At 56.6% G+C, this 18,534-nt stretch carries 18 protein-coding genes; 7 read left to right on the top strand and 11 right to left on the bottom strand.

Annotated features, from left to right (window positions below):
- Positions 1-67: 67 nt before the first annotated feature.
- Positions 68-280: a hypothetical protein gene (locus tag FHS72_RS15640; protein ID WP_183530576.1), complete on the top strand. Its 213-nt coding sequence runs from the start codon at positions 68-70 to the stop codon at positions 278-280.
- Positions 281-494: 214 nt separating this feature from the next.
- Positions 495-1,223, top strand: a complete 729-nt coding sequence (locus FHS72_RS15645; RefSeq protein WP_183530577.1) for a DUF736 family protein — start codon at positions 495-497, stop codon at positions 1,221-1,223.
- A gap of 294 nt (positions 1,224-1,517) precedes the next feature.
- Here the strand turns inward: FHS72_RS15645 and FHS72_RS15650 are convergent, their stop codons facing one another.
- Complete coding sequence (locus FHS72_RS15650; protein WP_183530578.1) at positions 1,518-2,420, bottom strand: Abi family protein; 903 nt, start codon at positions 2,418-2,420, stop codon at positions 1,518-1,520.
- 651 nt (positions 2,421-3,071) lie between these two features.
- Between FHS72_RS15650 and FHS72_RS15655 the strand changes: the two genes are divergently transcribed.
- The 5 genes from FHS72_RS15655 (at position 3,072) to FHS72_RS15675 (ending at position 10,084) form a co-directional block, all read left to right on the top strand.
- Positions 3,072-4,001, top strand: a complete 930-nt coding sequence (locus FHS72_RS15655; protein ID WP_183530579.1) for a DUF2493 domain-containing protein — start codon at positions 3,072-3,074, stop codon at positions 3,999-4,001.
- 504 nt (positions 4,002-4,505) lie between these two features.
- Entirely contained in the window at positions 4,506-4,712 is a 207-nt protein-coding gene (locus FHS72_RS15660) for a hypothetical protein (RefSeq protein ID WP_089423413.1), read from the top strand.
- A gap of 572 nt (positions 4,713-5,284) precedes the next feature.
- On the top strand, positions 5,285-5,866 hold the full coding sequence (locus FHS72_RS15665) for a helix-turn-helix domain-containing protein (protein WP_183530580.1): 582 nt from the start codon (positions 5,285-5,287) through the stop codon (positions 5,864-5,866).
- Positions 5,853-8,084: a relaxase/mobilization nuclease domain-containing protein gene (locus FHS72_RS15670; protein ID WP_183530581.1), complete on the top strand. Its 2,232-nt coding sequence runs from the start codon at positions 5,853-5,855 to the stop codon at positions 8,082-8,084. Before FHS72_RS15665 ends, FHS72_RS15670 begins: the two co-directional genes overlap by 14 nt.
- 8 nt (positions 8,085-8,092) lie before the next feature.
- A complete protein-coding gene (locus FHS72_RS15675) occupies positions 8,093-10,084 on the top strand; it encodes a type IV secretory system conjugative DNA transfer family protein (protein ID WP_183530582.1) in 1,992 nt (663 codons plus the stop codon).
- Between the two features lie 924 nt (positions 10,085-11,008).
- Here the strand turns inward: FHS72_RS15675 and FHS72_RS15680 are convergent.
- From FHS72_RS15680 to FHS72_RS15725, 10 genes are read right to left on the bottom strand one after another with little or no spacing between them, the layout of a single operon-like run.
- Positions 11,009-11,173 (bottom strand): hypothetical protein, encoded by a 165-nt coding sequence (locus FHS72_RS15680; protein ID WP_183530583.1) that lies wholly within the window; start codon positions 11,171-11,173, stop codon positions 11,009-11,011.
- A gap of 2 nt (positions 11,174-11,175) precedes the next feature.
- The gene (locus tag FHS72_RS15685; protein WP_183530584.1) at positions 11,176-12,252 is read right to left on the bottom strand and encodes a TrbL/VirB6 family protein; all 1,077 of its coding nucleotides are present in this window, start codon (positions 12,250-12,252) and stop codon (positions 11,176-11,178) included.
- 12 nt (positions 12,253-12,264) lie between these two features.
- Positions 12,265-12,678: a hypothetical protein gene (locus tag FHS72_RS15690; protein ID WP_343042705.1), complete on the bottom strand. Its 414-nt coding sequence runs from the start codon at positions 12,676-12,678 to the stop codon at positions 12,265-12,267.
- Positions 12,675-12,878, bottom strand: coding sequence for a hypothetical protein (locus FHS72_RS15695; protein ID WP_183530586.1), 204 nt, complete (start codon positions 12,876-12,878; stop codon positions 12,675-12,677). The genes FHS72_RS15690 and FHS72_RS15695 overlap by 4 nt, the downstream gene beginning before the upstream one ends.
- Entirely contained in the window at positions 12,875-13,861 is a 987-nt protein-coding gene (locus FHS72_RS15700) for an ATPase, T2SS/T4P/T4SS family (RefSeq protein WP_183530587.1), read from the bottom strand. The genes FHS72_RS15695 and FHS72_RS15700 overlap by 4 nt, the downstream gene beginning before the upstream one ends.
- A 4-nt stretch (positions 13,862-13,865) precedes the next feature.
- The gene (locus FHS72_RS15705; protein ID WP_183530588.1) at positions 13,866-15,260 is read right to left on the bottom strand and encodes a TraB/TrbI/VirB10 family type IV secretion system protein; all 1,395 of its coding nucleotides are present in this window, start codon (positions 15,258-15,260) and stop codon (positions 13,866-13,868) included.
- Positions 15,257-15,925: a TrbG/VirB9 family P-type conjugative transfer protein gene (locus tag FHS72_RS15710; RefSeq protein WP_183530645.1), complete on the bottom strand. Its 669-nt coding sequence runs from the start codon at positions 15,923-15,925 to the stop codon at positions 15,257-15,259. Before FHS72_RS15710 ends, FHS72_RS15705 begins: the two co-directional genes overlap by 4 nt.
- Positions 15,926-15,953: 28 nt before the next feature.
- Positions 15,954-16,607: a VirB8 family type IV secretion system protein gene (locus FHS72_RS15715; RefSeq protein WP_090270707.1), complete on the bottom strand. Its 654-nt coding sequence runs from the start codon at positions 16,605-16,607 to the stop codon at positions 15,954-15,956.
- A 10-nt stretch (positions 16,608-16,617) separates the two neighbouring features.
- Positions 16,618-17,382 (bottom strand): type IV secretion system protein, encoded by a 765-nt coding sequence (locus FHS72_RS15720; RefSeq protein ID WP_183530647.1) that lies wholly within the window; start codon positions 17,380-17,382, stop codon positions 16,618-16,620.
- Between the two features lie 50 nt (positions 17,383-17,432).
- Positions 17,433-18,521: a lytic transglycosylase domain-containing protein gene (locus tag FHS72_RS15725; RefSeq protein ID WP_425511122.1), complete on the bottom strand. Its 1,089-nt coding sequence runs from the start codon at positions 18,519-18,521 to the stop codon at positions 17,433-17,435.
- Positions 18,522-18,534: the final 13 nt, after the last annotated feature.

An 18,534-nucleotide genomic window follows, 5' to 3' on the forward strand; every position in this document is an offset into this window, starting at 1 on the left:
CCAAAGCCCGCGCCAACGCGCGGTGCTTTGGCTTCTTGCCCGAACAAAAAACATACCGGAGACCGACATGAACGTTGAAGCTATCAAAGCCGCAGTGGATGCGGGTCAGACCGTCCACTGGGCGAACACGGGCTACATCGTGCACAAAGACGCCCTCGGCCAATACCTGATCACATATCGCCATGGTGGCAGCACAATTGGTCTGACGTACCAGTCGGGAACCCGCTTGAACGGGGATGAGGCGGAGTTTTACGTTGCGGGTGCAAACAATAACCAGTGATCGAGGCTGGATGCGCCAGTCGAAATTTTAGGAAGGACGGGGGAGCGCGTTTGGCGACGCTGGCTCTTCACAATGTGGGACAGCGGATTTGGAGACCGAGGGAGAAAGTTGAAAGCAGGCTTTCTGTTCTGTGATCCCATGAGGGGTCAACAAAGCAATCTCGGATGGTCTGGCAAGATGTCAGGTCCCGATAACCCAAAGAAGGATAAGACCCATGTTCGCAGGAACCCTTACCAAAAACGTCGACACCGCAGCAGCTGTCTTCACCGGCACAATCCACAACACCAAGTTCGACATCGCAATCCAGCTGGAGACGCGCCCGAAGATGTCCGAGCGCAGCCCGGACTTCGACGTTACCGCCGTCAATAAATCCGGTCGCAAGGTGCGTATCGGCACGGCTTGGAACGAAACCGGAAATACCAGTGGTAATCCCTACATTTCGATGCAGATCGATGTTGGACTTGGCCCGTTCCGCGTTAATGCGGTGCAAACGCAGGAAGCCCGCAAAGCCAAGAGCGAAGACTTCGAGATCATCCCGTTGGTCTCAAACGGCACGATGAAATCCGGCTCAATCTCGGGCGAGCTGACGGCGATGGATGCTGACAACGCATTTGCGGGTTACATCGCCAACATGATGTTCGATCTGGATTTCATGCTGATCGAGAACGACTACAAGACCGAAGAAACCCATCCCGACTACCGGATCGAGGTCAGCTCGCCGAAGGGCAAAGCGATCCGTGTTGGCTCCGCCTGGATGGCGAAAAGCACCCGGACCGGCAACGATTATCTGTCACTGCTGATCAACACGCCCGACGGTGATCTGCGGGTCAATGCCGTGCAGAACGAAGAGCAGCGTGGCGGGCAGACGTTCTCGATCATTCCGTTTGTGCAGAGCGGGGATGAACAGCCAGATGCAAGCGGTGGGTTGTCACTGGTTGCTTGATCGCAACAACACCATCGACTGACAGAGCAGGGGAGCCGCGGTGACGCGGTTCCCCTTTTTCTGTGCCTGTCCGGTTTAGAGACGGCAAGAACGCGCTCTAGCTGCAATCTTGCAGAGATATCTGTAAAGCACTGTTATTAAGTTATAATTTAAGCGGAGGTGCCGTTCGATCCGATCTAATTTGATTCGAAGATGCCATTTCTTATTGTTATTTTAACTTTCTAGTCCTACATCTAATCACAGATATGACTGGCGCCTCTGCACTTGGGTTCGCCCTTGGATATGCGTCAGTCCTCATCCCCTCCAAAGATCCCAGTCTTCCCAACCATCGATCACACCCATATCTTTGAGTGTGACTGCGCCGTTCTTCGGTTGGGGGAAGCTATGCAAATGGTCGCGTAGGCGGATGTGCCATTTTGACTGTGGGCAAAGCTGTTTCAGGAAAAATCGCATCAGGCAAAAGTATCGGAAAACCTGATACTGGTCTGTCTGTGCAATTTCTAAAAGTTGCGGTGGAACGCTGGCGTGATCTTTGATGTGGCTGTTCCAAAGTCGCTCATGATGTGCGGATGCATTGCGCACCTGAGAAAACGACCTCATCCACTGTATCATGAACTTACCGTTCAAAATTCCGTACTTGCCAGCGATTTTGGTTTGAATATCCATCGGCAGCATCTCAAAAAGATGTGACAACGCTCCAAAATCAAGAATTTGCACGGCGACCCAGATCGGCAGTTCACCGTAGGCTTGTTTGTTGTGTTTTACGAAAGCGGCCTTGCCAGAACGTGTTTCAAAGCTTCGATAGCGCTCTTCCCACCTTTTATAGCGCCCGTTCATTACAAACTTTTGCTGAAGCAGGTGAGGCTTAAGATGCGCGCAGGCATCACGACGACCAAACCTGTATGCAACATCGACTTGCAAAGCCAGTTCGATCCGTTCCAAAGCGTCCAGCGCAAGAAGGCGCAGCTTTTTATCAAAAACATATAGGTCGACGGCATCTGACATATGCGTGTCAGGTATAAATTGGTCCGAGATGGTTCCGTCGTCATTAGCTTGTTTGAATGGATACCAATATCCACTCAGTCGGTAGTAGCCAAATCGCTCAAGCGCCTTTTTTGCTCGAATAGGCTCGCTGATAGCCATTCCCCTCGATTTGAGGAGACCAAGCTGATCATCAATGGATTTCCAGTTTTTCATGTAATTCCTCATACAGACATTTTCAGCAGCAGGCCAACCTTGAGCTGAGTTTCTGCGTCGCTCTTCACCTGAGCATGAATGCGCAACCATTTTGAGGGTCGTGAACATAGCCTAACGGCCTCCCCTGCTTGGCTTCGCGTGTCGCAGGTGAGAACGGCCCTGCGGTCCGTCGCGCATGCGGCCATGCGGCCTTACCGCGGCGGCGTACTTGGCGTCCCGGTTTGCCCGTCTCGCGAGCGCGTCGTGATCCGGCCACGCCTGCGGTTTCCACTCTGGTCTGTTTTGCCAAAGCAAAACGATCCCGCCGCTCCATCCGCCTGCGTGTCCCGCTCCCGCCGCTTGCCTGCTCGCGTCGGGCAAACCTGGCGTCAAGACACACACACATGAGTATGGAAGCATATCCTCCGGATGGCCCCCAAATCAGCCCGCCTCAAGGATCGCAAAACTTTTCGGCGAGGGTCATGCGGGTTGCGAGGTCAATCGCGCGCGTGAGGTTGCGCTTGTTGTGAGCACGGCGCTTGGAAAACTTTTACGCCCAGCAAGCTGGCGGCTGCGCCGTCCCTGACCCGAACAGATTCGGCGAACCAGAAATCGGCCATGCCCCCACACTCATGTGGTGGCCCTCAAACTCAAACATCTGGAGATGAACACATGGCCTACGATCAAGCGACAACATACGAGACAATCGAACTCTTCGGCCTGACGGAGAAAGATGCACACCTGCCAATCCCGCAGGACGATATCCTGAAAGACAGCATCATCCGCGAAGCATTTGAGACCCTTCTCGGGCAGCTCCGCAACACTGGACTTGAGGGAGAGATCGAGCCTCTCGCCCACGGGCTGGCAACAATCCTGCAGCGGCGCAAGGTTGCCCTCGGTAAGGAAGTTGATCGCACAGCAGATAAGATCGGCGCACTGGCAAAATGCCACGATGGATCAGAGATCGCAGAGACAGCACTGGAAGTGGCACAAGCGCGCTTCGTGCAGTTACGCGAGATCGTGGACGCCATCGAGACGATGGGGGAGGCGGCAGCGGAATGTTATGAGACTGAGACCGGGAACGCCTTCATCCCGGCATCGGGATCGCGGGCCAGCGTTCGGGCCCAAGAGACGGGCGCCGTCTTCGAGGCCAAGCAGCTGCTGGAGCAGCATGATCGTGAGACCGCCGCAAAGTCAAAAGTCGAAGGTGTGCCGCTCATTGTGTCGGGGTCAACCGACTGGACAGATATCGAGGTCATCTTCCGGACGCTCGATAAGGTTCGGGATCGCATCAAGCAAAACCGCAATCAGGATATCTTCCTCTGCCACAAAGGTGGCAAGCATGGAGCGGAGATGATCGCGGCGCGGTGGGCGCGAGCGCGGGGCATCAATCAAGCGCGCTTTGATCCACGTTGGTCTGCACACGGACGTGCGGCACCGTTCAAGTGCAACGATGAGATGCTGGACGATAAGTTCGCCGCGACAGGAGTTGTCCTTTTCGGCGGCAACGGGGTCGCGCTGAACCTCGGCCAGAAAGCCGAAGCGAAAGGACTGACGGTGATGCGGGTCGCGGATCCAGCGAAGACATCGGGCGAGGCATAAGTCAGAGAGGGTCACCTTCGGGTGGCCCTTTCTTCGTTCTCAGGGGCGGGTGCAACATGACAGAATTCAGCCCGACAGCTGTTCCTTTTTCGGGCCGCCAGATGGCAACTCATCTCGGCGGGTTAGGGTGGGGTTCGGCGGCGGCAATATCACCAGCTCTTGGACCGTCGATACGAAGACGCGAATTCATTCTCGAAACCGCACTTGTCCGACTTGGGCAGCAGACCAAATCCCAACACGTCGCCTCAGAGCGAACCCGACCTTCACCTCTATCGAGATCAACGAGAGCCGTGGCGACTGCGATGTGGGGGCAGACATTTGGGTCTCTTCTTTTTGCTCATTGATGTGGATCGCACGGGGTCGGCCCGGCCGTTCCCTGCGCTGCGCTCCGGCAAGCACAAATACGGCTTCCACGCCCTTGGCGCGGACCCTCCGCATTTGCGCTTGCGACCGGTCCTCAGCCCCCGTGCCAAAAAATCCACATCGCAAAAAGGAGAGACCCAAATGACCAACCACTACGTCGCAACAGTTCCCGTCAAATACACCGATGGCGAAGGCCAGGAGCGCACCCGCTTCCAACGCGTCGGGGCCATGTTCCGCAATACCCGCAACGGGGATGGCTCGGAGTTCTTCAGCCTCAAGCTCGACTTCCCCGTCGGTGTCCAAGAGCTGGTGATGTTCCCACCAAGCTCAAAGGAACCCCAAGAGTAAATCCTCCCCGAGGATGGGCCGCCGTCAGGCGGTCCTATCTCTGTCCCAGAGATCGCTGTGAGGTCCGTTGAGACCCCTGCCTTCGGCAGCGGTCACGGTTGCCGATGACAGGACTGCAAAGCAGTCCTGATGGTTCTTGTAGGGGTTGAACCTGCGTGGTGACAGAGCCGCCAGCCAGCCTCAAGGGGGCCATCCGTAAAAACCTATCGGCGCGGCCTTCAGGTTTTTACGGCAGAGAATTGGCAGGCCAATTCTGGCCTCCCTTGACCCTGTCTGTCGGCCCTGTCGGTTGAGGTGTGTCCCGCCCCATCGCTTCCGTCCGAACATTACATGTTCAGACAGATCTCAGGCGCGGGCCTTTTGAGATCGGCCGATGTTGGAGCCTGCGGCTGGTGTTGGTTGGCGCCCTCTTGGGCGCGGCCTCGCACCTGCGGTGCTTGAGCCGTGAAACGGAATACAAGGCTGCCAGCGCTCCAATTCACCGTAAGTATATTATTGACAGATTAGTATAGTTTCGTATGTTGGGTGCAGCCTTGTATGAAGGTGGCAGGAAATAGGGGGTCTTTCTTCGCATGTCTCGCTCGAAACGTCTCACGGATGCAGAGCGCATGGAGATTGTGCGCGAAGCCGCTGACGGCGTCTCCACGTCCGTGCTTGCACAGCGGTTCGGAGTGACACTCCGGGCGGTGCAATACACCTTGAAGAGTGACGCAGAGCGCCAGCGCGATACGGCCGTGCCGGTCTTGGCGGTGAGTGTGAAAGTGACCCCAGAGGAGATGGCAGCGTTCGATGGGGTGCTGGCTTCAGCGGGGATCGAGACCCGCTCGGAAGGGCTGCGCCGATTGATGCAAGCGGCAGGTGGCACCTTTGTGGCGGACACATCGTTGGCGGCAGAGATGGCGCGCTATCGTGCCTCTTTGAATGACGTTGGAAACGGTGTCGCCCATATTGCCAAGCAAATGCAAAAGGCCAATCGGGCGGGGCAGGGAACTGGCCCCGAGTTCTCGGAAATGCGTCTTGCACAGATGCGTGGGTTGGCGCGGTTCATTCTGGATTCTGCAGACGAGATTGACCTGCTTGTGCGTCGCCGTCGCGATGCGATGCAGCTGAAAGCAACGGCTGCCTTGAGGGAGTTCGCCCATGCGGCTGAATGATGCGGTTGGTGCCGTCACCGGAGAGATATTTGAGGATGGATGGAGCCGCATCCGTGGCTCGATGCAGGGTCTGTATGTGTCCAAGCAAAAGCAGATCGTGCGGGCAGCGGCGGGACATCGGGCAGCTGTGTTCAAGGCGATCCGGGGCGGGGGGACGCAGAACAAATCACAGCTGTCCAACCAGCTCGACTACCTCACGACGAAGTCCACCCACATCGTCGATAGCAGCGGGTTTCTGGATGGGAAATCCAAGCTTGAGCCCGGCGAGATCAAAGACCTGACAGAGCGCTTTGCCAAGCGGTGGGATGGCGGGTTCAAACCCAAGCTTGGGCAGACGACACATCTGCTGATGTCCTTTCCGATTGGCACACGCGGAGAGGATGTGCGCGACATCGCCACGGACGTGGCCGAGCGGTTTTTCCAAACCGATGAGGGGCACTTTGATTACATCATTGCGGTGCATGAGGACCGCGACCACCCGCATGCGCATCTGGTGTTGAACCGCCGCTCGCAAGAGGGCAAGTTCTTCTATTTGGCCCGCAATCATCGGTTCAATTATGACGACTTCCGGTTGGCAATGGTCGAGGAAGCGGAAAAGTATGGCGTGCGGCTGGAAGCCACGCGGCGGATAGATCGTGGCGAGGTGCATTACCCTCCCCGCGCCCGCGAGGTTTATGCCGCCAAGGAAGAGGGCAGGGCCCCAAAAGAACGCGAACGGGTGGGTAAAGACCTGACCCGCACGCTTGCCGAGATCGCAAACACCAAAATCATGTTCCACTCGCTGGCTGCTGAGGCATCCTCTGAGAACCGTGAAGATATTGCCGACGTGCTGTTCCGTGCGGGTGAGGTTCTGGCGAAGGGGGGTCACGTTGAAACCGCAGGAGGCATTTACATGGCCGAAGACCAAACGTTCGAGGATCTGCGCAGCCGCTACGCGGAAAAGGTCACTAACATCACAGACCTGATCGCGGCAAAACCGGATGCGGAGCGGCCCGCGCTGGAAAAGTCTCTCAACGCAATTCAAACGCGGGTGCAGCATATGCAGCCGCTCGGGCTGCGCTCCAATTCCCTCTCGGAGGGCCCGTCAGAAGGTGGGGTCTATTCTGAGGCCAATATTCAGCAAAGCCAGCTCGAGCGTCTGTCTGAGCCACGGGTTCGCGCCCGCCTTGATGCAGCATTGCGCGGCACGGGGATCAGCACATCCGAGCTTGTGGCACGGATGGAGACAGGGGCGCAGAACGCGGCCCTTGAGCATCAATGGATTGCGGATGATCTGTCCAAAGTGGCCGAAGCGAAGGATCTGAACCTTGAGCGCCGCGCGGATTTGGAACAGGCACGGGATATTCTCAATGATGTGCATGTGCAGCTGGGGACGATGCTGGAGCGGGAAGGTGTGCTGCGCCGTGACGGGGTCATTGAAGAAGCCCGCGAGGTGCAGGCGCATGTCACGGATGCCCAGGTCGAAACTGCTGCCAATGCCGTTCGCATCGAGACTAGGATTGATAACCGAGATGACGCCGTGATCGAAAGCCGTGCCGTACAGCGTTTGGAGGACGAACAGCGGAAGTATCTGCGCGACCACCCAGAATTGATTGCGCGCCCCACCGATGTGATCCGCACGGATGAGGAGGGCAGGGCGGTGATCGTAGATCAGGCCGCAGCAGAGCGGGTTATCATTGAGGTTGAAGCGGCGCGTCTGGGCGCGCACAGCAGGACGCCAATCTCCGTTTCCGTCGCGCGCGATCTACAGACGCGATATCCCGATATGCCCGAGCAGCTGGCGGAGGGTCTCGGTGACACATACGAGCGGGTTTATGAAGCGCGTGACACCGAACGGGAGATATACCTTGCGGAGCGCGTGACAACTACGATTGAAACGCCTGAACTGTCCCGTGTTCTCGCCCATGAACGGGCAGGGGAGTTGTCGTCGCCCTTTGAGACCGAAACCGAACGCGAGGCCTTCCGCGCGCGGGTGGCGCAGGTTTTGGACACGGCGCAGCTGGATCGCCTGAACGATGGCGACAGCGATGCTTTGGAAAACATCATCGAAGATCGCCTCGACCGGCTCTATGCCGCAAAGGTCTATTTGCAATCGGATGCGGCAACGGCAAACTCGGATGCGTTACGACAGGTTGTCGATGAGTTGGCAGACGTTGAAGTCGAGAGACACCGCGCGGCGGACGTGGACGGCGAGACAGAGCGGGGCCAGATCCATTGAGTGGATCCATGGGCAAGGCTTGGATTGCTATCGGGGTGGTTCTGGTCACCTTGGTGGCAGGGGCGATGGGTTACACCATCGCTTCGGCCGTGCTGACCTTCAAGGCACTTGGGTTCAGCGCCGATATCGAATTTGGCTATATCGCGCAGAATTACTTCTGGATCAGAGATAGACGGCCTGATGATTTCCAGCTGATCAATCTGATCATCGGCGGTGCTGCCGTCGCTGGGCTGATGTTGAGCCTAGCTCTGTCCGGCTCGGCCCTGACGCGCTTCGGGCAGACCCATTGGCAAAAGCGCGGTGAGATGAAAGCCAACGGGTTCTTTGGCAAGCCCGGCACCGGGTTTATTCTGGGCAAACTGGGCAGTCCAAAGTCGCGGGCCCGCTACATCACCTCGAAGGTCTTTCCCCATGCGCTGATCGTGGCACCAACCGGTCGCGGTAAAACCAGCGGCTTTGTGATCCCGAATTTGCTGACATGGCAGGGGTCTGCCGTCACGTTGGATGTAAAGGGCGAGTGTTTTGAGGCCACAGCCCGTCATCGTGCCGCCCAAGGTGACAAGGTCTACCGCTTTGCGCCCACGGACTGGGAAGGCAAGCGGACGCATCGCTACAATCCGCTTTTGCGCATCTATGAGCTAGAAGACCCCGCGCGTCAGCAGATGGAATTGCAGCTGCTGGCGACCTTGTTCCTGCAAAGCGACAATGATCGCGTTCAAGGGCTTTTGAAGGGAGGTATTGATCTGTTCGTGGCCGCAGGCTTGTTGGCCTTCCAGCGCAAGAAACCGAGCTTGGGCGAGATCTACCGGATCGCGGCCTCGGGGGGCAACAAGCAGAAAGAATATGTGGCGCGGAGCCACGAGATCGACAACAAAGCCGCGAAGTTGATCTTTACGCGACTGGCGTCCACCAACAACGACACGCTGACCTCCTATGTCTCGCTTCTGATGACCTCAGGGCTGGATCAATGGCAGAACCCCGCGATTGACGAAGCGACGCAGGTCTCGGATTTTGACTTCCGCACGATCCGCAAGAAGCCCTTTACGGTCTATCTGGTGGTCCAGCCCCTGATGGTGAAGCCGCTTGCGCCACTGATCCGGTTGTTTTTCTCTGACCTTCTCTCGGCGATGCAAGAGAAGGAACCGGGCAAAGATGAGCCTTGGCCTGTGATGATCATGCTCGATGAGTTTAACCGCCTTGGCAAAATGCCCATTGTGGTCGAGAGCATTGAAACCCTGCGCACCTATCGCGGCCACTTGGCGGTCGTCACACAAACGATCCCCGCCCTTGATGAAATCTATGGTGAAAACACCCGCCGCGCGTTGCAGGGCAACGCAGGCGTAAAGCTCTACCTCACCCCCTCAGACGAAAAGACCATTGAGGAGTTGAGCAAGGCCGTGGGCAAGACCACGAAGACGGTCATCACGCGGTCACGGTCCATTGGCAAGAATCCGTTCGAAGGGCGCAGTCAGTCCACACGGACGGAAGAAACATCTCTATTGCCTGAGGATGAAGCGCGCCGATTACCGCTCGATGAAATTATCATGGTCGTTGATGCGCAGATGCCAGTGCGGGCGAAACGGATCCAGTATTTTGATGATCGGCTGTTTGCGGCGATCCATGGAGCGCAGAGGGGGGAATTGCCGTTTCCAGTGATGGGCCGAGGTGGCGGTAAGGCGCACGGGCCAGATTCTTGCGGGTCAAGGCGGGGCCCAAGCCAAGCTGGAACGAGTGCGGAGCCTAATGCGCATGATGAGCGACTAATTGGTTCAAAAGAGATCAGCTCAGGTATATCTGTGCCGCCCACCAAGAAAAGCTCAAAAGCTGTTCAAGCCGTTGTTGAAGAGGAGGAGCGGCAAATGGAAATGAGCTTTGCCGACCAGTTTGAGATGCAAATTGAGGAACGCGACGGAGGCGATAGAGATCGACTCGATACAGTGGTGGATGATTTGGACGGGCTGGAAAGCTGGTTGAAGCAGGGGGAAGGGGCTTCTGGCTGAGATGGGTAAGGCGTAACGCAACCATTGAACGCGCGTAGATCACTGAACCAGTCGTTCGCCGCACCAGATTTGAAGGACAACAAAGCGGGACGAATCGGGCATGGCAGCATTGCATTCTTGTCGCTTGTATTCGGTTCAGCTCCCACATATGTAAAAGACAGCACGGTCCTGCAAACTGGAGTATTCACCAATGAAAAAGATCGATGTAAAAAAGGACTACAACCGGACAAAGTTTCTGATTATTGCCATGGTGGCACAGATTGTCGTGGTGTGGATTGTCATGGCAATCTATCTGGCGTGGTTGAACTGACTACCAAATCGTGAACCGGGCTGTGCAAGTTGGTTTCCTTAGAACCGCGATGGCGGGAAATTGGAAAGGCGTGACACCTCGAATGCACAAACTGATGCCCGCAACCCGTACAACTCCTTGAATTTATCGATTGGCAACAGCTAATATTCATTGCTGAAGCCGTCGCTGGTGAATCGCGCAACATCAGGCGCTTTGGGCTCATTTTCCTCTTTCGCTGCATCATGCACGAACGGCTGGTTTCACTAACGTTTAGTCCTGCCCCTACCAGAGCAGCCCATATTACGCGATTTGTTGTAAGGTGCGGCAGCTGCTTGCCAATCAGTCAAAGATTATCTGTTCATATGACATGAGAAGGTCAACGTGTTAAAAAGAACCCCATATAAGCAACACATTGAGTTAAACGCGTCATCGGAAAGTGTTGTCTAAGCTGCGCTTACCTCACAGTGCCATGTTGAAACCATTTAGGCGTAACGCCGCAAACGTAAGTCACGGCTACAACCAAAAACAGGGTCGTTGTAACTACGCCCAGCCACTGCGACCAACCCACAATCCATATAGGTAATGCCACCGTTGGAAGCCCGATGAAAAAGCCACCAAGGCGATCTGCTACTCTACTATTGTTCATTCTCGGTCACCTCTTTTAAATCAATTTTTGCTAGGCGCTCACGTTCCATTTGCTCGCCCCACTGTTTCATATCGTCCGCATCAGAAAACCCATGCGACATGGCCCATAGGTCGGCCTGCTCCTTAATTACAATTTCCGCGTCTGGGTCGGACATGCTCATCTTCTCCCCAATCTGCCAAGCCTCGCAAGCTGAGCCAGCATTTGCGATCCAGTCCCCGTCGATGGATTGCCCCCTGTGGGTGTCACATTGGCCATTCCCGGCCGTTGAGGCATTTGTTGCACCCCAAACATCTGACGCGCTCTGAGTGCGGCGTATTCGGCCCCGCTGGCGCCCCCTACAAGATAGCGATTGTAGGCTTGCTGATTACCCATGGCGGCACGTGCAAACCCATAGCTTCCGGCCATGCCGCCAGATAAGGCTGGCATCATGATGTTGCCGGAAATTGCCCTCACAATAAACGGCGTCGCGACGATGAACCCGTTGGCCATCAACACCATCATAAAGAACGGAATCAGCGCACCGATATTGGTGGCACCCTCAGGATCGCCCAGTTCGCCAATAAGTGCAGAAGACACGCCAGTGATTGTGGCAAACACACCAGCCACCACAATCGGATATATCGCGAAAGAGATCAGCGCCGATAGCCACCGCGCAAAGTAGTCTTTTGTTACATCAAACAGTGTCAGGAAAATCATCACAGGCGCGATTCCAATGAGCAGGGCGATCATCAGACGCGACGCGACTAAGATAAACGCAGCCAGCCCGCCCAATAGCGACAGCATCAACACGCCAACGATATCGAGCATGGCCCCCGCCATCCAGTTTAACTCTGACCCTGCTGCATTCAGATATTCCCCAAGCTCTGCGATCAGCCGGTCAAACTCTTCTGCGAAGGTGCCGGAGGGGCCGGGCACGCCGCCACCAACCGAAGCAACAAGCGCGCCAGCGATGCTATCGATGCCAGCTAGTATGGCTGATGACAGTGCATTAAACTGCACCCAATTGGTCGCAAATATTCCAATCAACCCGATCTTCACCGCAAGCCAGAACGCCGTTCGCCCGTCCATCGCTTTGTATTGGTAGATCATGTTCAGGAAGACGAAGATTACGACAACCGTAGTTCCAAGGACGAGAAGCGTCCCCACCGTTGCGGCAACAGATCCGAACTGTGTCTCGGCGGCGGTGTCGAGATAGCCTTGGGAGGTTTCAACGAAGTAGGTGACAACGCTCATTTCAGGATGTCCCTACCAATTGCCTGCGGCTTCGCAGATCGCTTTGGCCTGAGATCGAAGTTCATTTGCGCGGCGGTTGTAGATGTCCGAGGCTTGCAGCATGTCTGAACGGTCCGCATCCGCATGGTTCTCTCGGAAGGTGACTTCGGCTTCGTCCCAAGTTGGGAAGCGTGTGGCGCAGTCGCAGGAACCTGTGTCTACGACCCGCCCCATGTTCTGTGCTCGATAGATGTCCTGGACCAAGACGCGTTGGTAGGCGTCTCGCAGCGCCATGTTTTCCATCCAATCGGGCTCGTTTGGGCGCTCAGAGCAGACATCCGGAATGCCCTCGAGACTGGGGATCAGATTGCGTTCCGCCAGCAAGGGTGGCGCAATCAGGCCCAGAACAATCGTGAGCCAAGTTAGACGGACAATACGATGCTTCACCCTTGGCCTCCAACATCTGCGCATTCGGAAGACTCACGTTTCAGGAAAGCCGTGTGCCCGATATTGGCAAATTCGGACGAACTGATTGAGACGACCTCCCACCCGATCTGGCCCTTCGCATTCAATGCTGCCTGCATTTCGATCAGGCTGTTTTTACGATCCATCGGGAACGACAGGATCTCGTATTCATAGGTTGTCATGCCAATGCTCCAATCTGTTCTTGGCCGGGGAGGTAGAATTCTGTGATGCCGCGCGCGCCATTGTGACGCCCGGTTTGGATAATTACGTCGATGGAATTTTCGATGTATCGAACCATGTCCGCATAGGTCATCGGGATTTCTGTTTTGAGGGCCGCGATCGCTAATCTCTGCACCGCCAGTTGCGGGGTTTCGGCATGTAGCGTGGTCATTGATCCGCCGTGACCCGTGTTGATGGCCTCCAGGAAGGTCATGGCCTCTTTGCCGCGCACCTCGCCGAGAATAATCCGATCCGGCCGCATGCGGAGCGTCGCCGTGAGAAGCACGTCTGCGGTTTGGAACGCTGCATCGCGATTGGCGATAAGCGTCACCACGTTTGGTTGAGCGGGCAGAAGCTCGGCGGCCTCCTCGATCGTAATGATCCGCTCTTGCGCGCTGACATGGGAGAGAATTTTGCGGGCTGCCACGGTTTTGCCTGTCGACGTACCACCCGAGACGATCATGTTGAGCCTATTCTCAACGCAAAAGGCCAGCGCATCGTCGATCACGCCGGATGCCACGACTGCGCGCAATTGTTGGGTTTTCTCCTGCCGCAGTTCTTCGAGTTTGCGCTCCTTGCCAAACAGAAACGACAGCTCAATTTTATCGAGAGAAAGGCTTGAGAAGAACCGCAAGCTGATCGACATGGCCGACATGACAGCAGGCGGCGTGATAACCTGCGCGCGGATCGGGCGGTCTTTGTAGGCAATCGAGACCGACACAATTGGCCTGTCCTTGCTCAAGGTGGTGTTTGCGCTGGAGGCAATCTGATTGCCCAGATCTTTAATGGCAGTCTCCGATAGCCGCTGATCCAGCAAACGCATGAAGTGATCGCCTTGGAATTCACCCCAGCAGGTGCCGTCCGGATTGATACAAATCTCGATGACATCGTCGCGGGACGCGGCGTCTAGCTTATCAAGTGAGGTTTGAAGATAGCTCAGCGACATAGGATCAAAATATCTCTAGATCGCGGTCGACCATGACGGTGACGCGGGCACCTTGGTCGACGTAGATAACGGGACCGATGGAGAGATAGTCGCTGATCACGCTGTCAGTAGCATCGGCCAGATCATCGCCAACATCCTCAAGAACACCTGCTGTGGCTTCGTCATCTACAGAGGCTGCCGCCGCACTCGGGGCCGCCGAGATGAGCGAAATCAGAGCTGCTGAGCCAAAGCGTTCCGCAAAGCGGGTGTCGACAAAACCAGTGACGCCGGAGCGTCCCAATTCATCTCCACCAAAGGAACTGATCTGAATGGTTTGATTGTCTGGAAGAATTATTCGATCCCAAGCGATGGTGACGCGCTGCTGTGCAATATCTAGCCCCGAGCGATAGCGCCCGATCAGCCGCGACCCGCGTGGGATAAGAAGGCGCGATCCGTCAAAGCTGAAGACATCCTCTGAGACGACCGCGCGGACCTGGCCGGGCAGGGAGCTGTCGAGTGCGGTTTCCATGACAGCCTGAATCATCGTGCCTTGAATGATGGTGTTTGAAGGGTTGGCAATCACCTGTGCTTGCGTAACGGAGGTCGGTAACGCGCCGTTAAGAACAAAGTCAGTCACTTCGCCAAATGTGCGCTCGGTAAGCGGTGTCTCATTCGCGCCTGATGTTCCGCCAAATGCAATTGTAGGGGAGGTAACGCGGCGATCCTGAAACGCGCGTTCTTCTGCTGCGCGACGCTCAAGATCAGCCATGCGGCGTGCTTCCTCTTCACGGCGCGACCGTTCTGCCTCCCGCGCAAGGAGGTCTTCCTCGGACGGTCCGATAGGACCCGGCGCAGGCACTGGCCGATTGGCCTCAAGTTGGGCCAACTCCAAGTCCATACGGATTTGTTCCAGCTCGCGGTCTCGTGCCGCCAATTCGTCCTGAAACAGCTGTTGGGCTGCTTGGGACGCAGTTTGCAAGGCAGCGATCTGAGCTGTTAGCCCATCAATGGCATCTGCAGCTGCCGTGTCTTCTTCTACCACCGGTCCCGGCGCATTGCGCAATTCCTCAATCTGGGCCTGGAGGGCAGCCAGTTGCGCAAGAAGCTCCGCGTTGGGCTCAGAAGACGCCGTCGGGGCTTCGACAATTTGGGTTTCCGGGGCAGGGGGCGGAGGTATGGCTTCGATCGCTCCAAAGCCATCACCCTCGTTTTGAAACACATCAGGCGTGGCTGTTGGCAAAGCCGTTTCTTCATCTGGTCCGGAGACCATAAAGAGAACGGCGCCACCTGCACCAACGAGTGCGACGACGATGAGGGCCAGAAGGGGTGATCGTCGTGGCCTAGGTGAACCCCCGCGATTTCCGCCCTTTTCTAGTGCGGCGAGGCGCTTTTCGAGCTCTGCGTCCTTTGTCCCGCTCATGATGGCGCCCCCGCGGGCGGTGTCGCCTGAATACAAACCACATCATCACCGAGCCGCAGCACCCACTGCGAGTTTACGCCTGAGACGCGGATCACCCCGTCCTCGATGGCTTGTGTGTTTACCGTCCGCTCGCGGCCACTGGAGGATCGGAAGATGGCTGGCACAGGCGCATTTCGGGCAAACGCGAAATACGTAAACGTCCCATCATCCCAAACGCGCGTCGGGGTGAACTCGGATTGCGTGCTGGCCCCATAATTATAGTTGGGGGCTTGGCTAGCAATGGCGCGAGTAGGCCTCGCATCATCATCAGGATAGCGAAACTGAACCACATAGAAGGTGGGGCTTTGGACCTCTTGGACGTTGAAGTAATAGCTGCGCCGATTGGTATAGACGGTCACATTGGTATGAACGCCGCGTGCGACGGGCTTGATCGCGAAAGCTTGACCGCCAGGCACACCATCGATCTCAAAGCCTTCTGTGTCGCCTGCAATGATCGAGCGGATGCTTTCACCTTCTCCAAATTCTACAGTGGTCACATGGGTGAGGGACACGTTGAGGCGATAGATCTGTGCCTCTTGATATGTGGCCAATCGAACGCGACTGTCATTGGGTCCGCCACGCGGAATGGCTTCAGCAATGGCCAAACTCGGCACCACGGCAAGCATGAGAATACTGAGCAACTTTGTAAGCAAACTAATTCTCCAATCTGTCGGAGCGGATGGAATATTCCAACACGGTGAAGCCAAAGGGGTTGGACCAAACCTGATCGATGGAGCGGCTGGCCTCGGGGCGGAACTCAAAGAGCAGCGTGGCGGTGAACAGGCCGGTCTGGACGCCATTGATGGAGTTGAGGCGCTTGCGCAGACGGACCGTGGCGCGATTGATGCCGATCCGGTTGATGCTGAGAACTTCGACATCCAACCGGCCGCTCGTGCCATAAAGCGTGGGCGGATAGTCCGCATTGGCACTGTTCCAGATTTGGCGCAGTGAAGCTTCCGCTGCGCCGTCCGAGCGACGCAGCACACTACGGACCCGGACATCGTTGTCGAGTTGGTTGTAGACCTCGCGATCACTGATGTAGCGGAACACTTCCGCCTCAATGATGGCTTGGTTCTCTGTGACGGTCGTTGCTCCGACTGAGGCTTCTGGCAGTGCAAAGCCAGTCGATGGATCGTAAGGGACAACGACGGGCGGCGGATCAATATCGAGGATCGAGACAGCCGCAGCACTCAGACACCCCAGAATACCAAAGATGAGGCCAATCAAGCCAAGCCGCTGCCAGAGCCGTTCGCGGCGCAGCGCGCCGTACACCAGCTCTTCTTCAATGATTTCTTGTTCACTCGCCACGCATCACACCTCAATCTGCATTGAGGTCAGGCAAGGTGAAATCCATGAACCGCTGCTCTTCGGCGATGGTCGCGGCATCGATCACGCCACCGGTGCCGTCACCTACGGTTTGAATGGCTTCAAGCTGCCACATGGCGACTAGTGCAATCGCAAGTTCCGCCGTCACGCGCGTGTTGAGATCGACGCTTTCCTTCAACTCATCCATGTCATCGATAAGGCCAACGAGCCGGTCCACGCGTTCGAGAGATTGTCCCGCATCGCCATAGCTGTTTTGCGCTGCGGCTGAGACAAGCGCGCCAGTCGTGGCTTGGGTCGCGATGCGATTGGCACCTGGATTGCCGCTCGCGGCCATTTCCGAGAGCGTATCGTCATCAAAGCCGAGATCGGCCAGAACACGGTCCATCTGAGTTTCGATCTCGCCCGCGCCGGAGCCGGAGAGGCCGGAGAAATCCCCCGTCTTGATCGCCTCGATGGTCGCGAGGATGTCTCCGAATTCCTGATCCAAAAGGCCGTTCAACTCTTCTTCCATCTGCGTCCGGATAATTTCCGGAAGTTCAGCAAGGCGGGTCAGGGCTTCATAGGTGCGTTGCAACTCCGCGAGTTGGTCGGTGAGTGTGGCGAGCTGTTCGCGCAACTGGGTCAGTTGTTCGTTTTGCAGGATCTCATCTTCGATCATCTGCCGAAGCTGCTGGATATTTTGAGCAATATTCTGGGTGTCGACCACAGGAACACCTTGCGCGAAGACCGAGGTAGGCGACGCCGCGTGGAACCCCATAGCAAGCGTACCAACTAAAGCAGTCTTTAAGAACCATTTGGATTGATGCATCAGTCCAACTCCTCGATTGTAAAATTCATAAAGTTGCCCTCGGCCTTGCGGGCGGAGGCTTGGGCCAGTTCTTCTGCACTCAAGACGCGCGTTCTTGCTGCCTGCAATCGAACGCGGGCTGCGACCAGCCGCACAAGTTCCGCGCGGGCGTAGGTGTTAAGCGCCATGCTTTCCTGCACATCCTCCGTCTCGGAAATACGCTCGACAATGTCATGGACACGCAGGGCCGCCTGTCTGATCGCAGCAGGGGAATTGTTTCCGTAGAAAGCAGCGCCATGCCCGGTGATCGAGAGATTGGCATTGGCCAGTAGCGCTGGATCGATAGTGCCCAAGGCTTCGATACCGCCAATCCTGCTGAGATAGAGATTGTAGCGTTCGGGGATGACAGTGACGTAGTGCTGTGTTTCTCGAAACGGGGGCACGCCGCTGTACTCAAAGACCCTTCCAGGACCAGCATTGTAGGCGGCAAGCGCGTTGATGATATTGCCGTCAAAGGTGTTGAGTTGCGTGGCCAAATACCGCGCGCCGCCATGCACTTGCAGATAGGGGCTGTCATAGTAGGCAGGATTGATGCCGAGGTCGCTCGCGGTGCCCGGCATAATTTGGGTGAGACCAAACGCGCCAACGGGAGAACGCGCACCGATGGTAAAACGACTTTCCTGCCAGATTAGGGCCTGCAGAAGGGCGCGCCATTGGACGGAAGAAAGTCCGGCGCGCCCGACACCCGCAAAGCCGCTGGTCTCTTGAGCGACGCGGATAATGAGTTGTTCGATATTCTGGGCCGCATCGCCAAACATCTGCGTCCCCGCGGGATTGGGATCAATCGCGCCTGAGCCATAGACGGCCTCTACCGACCGGGAAGGATCACCACTGCCAGAGTCCAAACCGGACACCATCGCGGGCAGGCCTTGGCCGCCAAAGCTTGATTGGGCGTCGAGAATGCGCGCCAGCGTTTCCAATTGCTCGCGCTCGATCTCGGCAATGAGTTCGCGCACGTTTAGCTTGTCGGCTTGGGTCGCAAGATCGACGTCACGATCACCGGTTTCCACGATGTCGCGTACGGTCAGCCCGTTATCGACCGTTGGCACGCCTTGAGCGAAG

Origin of the sequence: Yoonia ponticola (assembly GCF_014199395.1) — a bacterium.
Lineage (GTDB): Bacteria > Pseudomonadota > Alphaproteobacteria > Rhodobacterales > Rhodobacteraceae > Yoonia > Yoonia ponticola.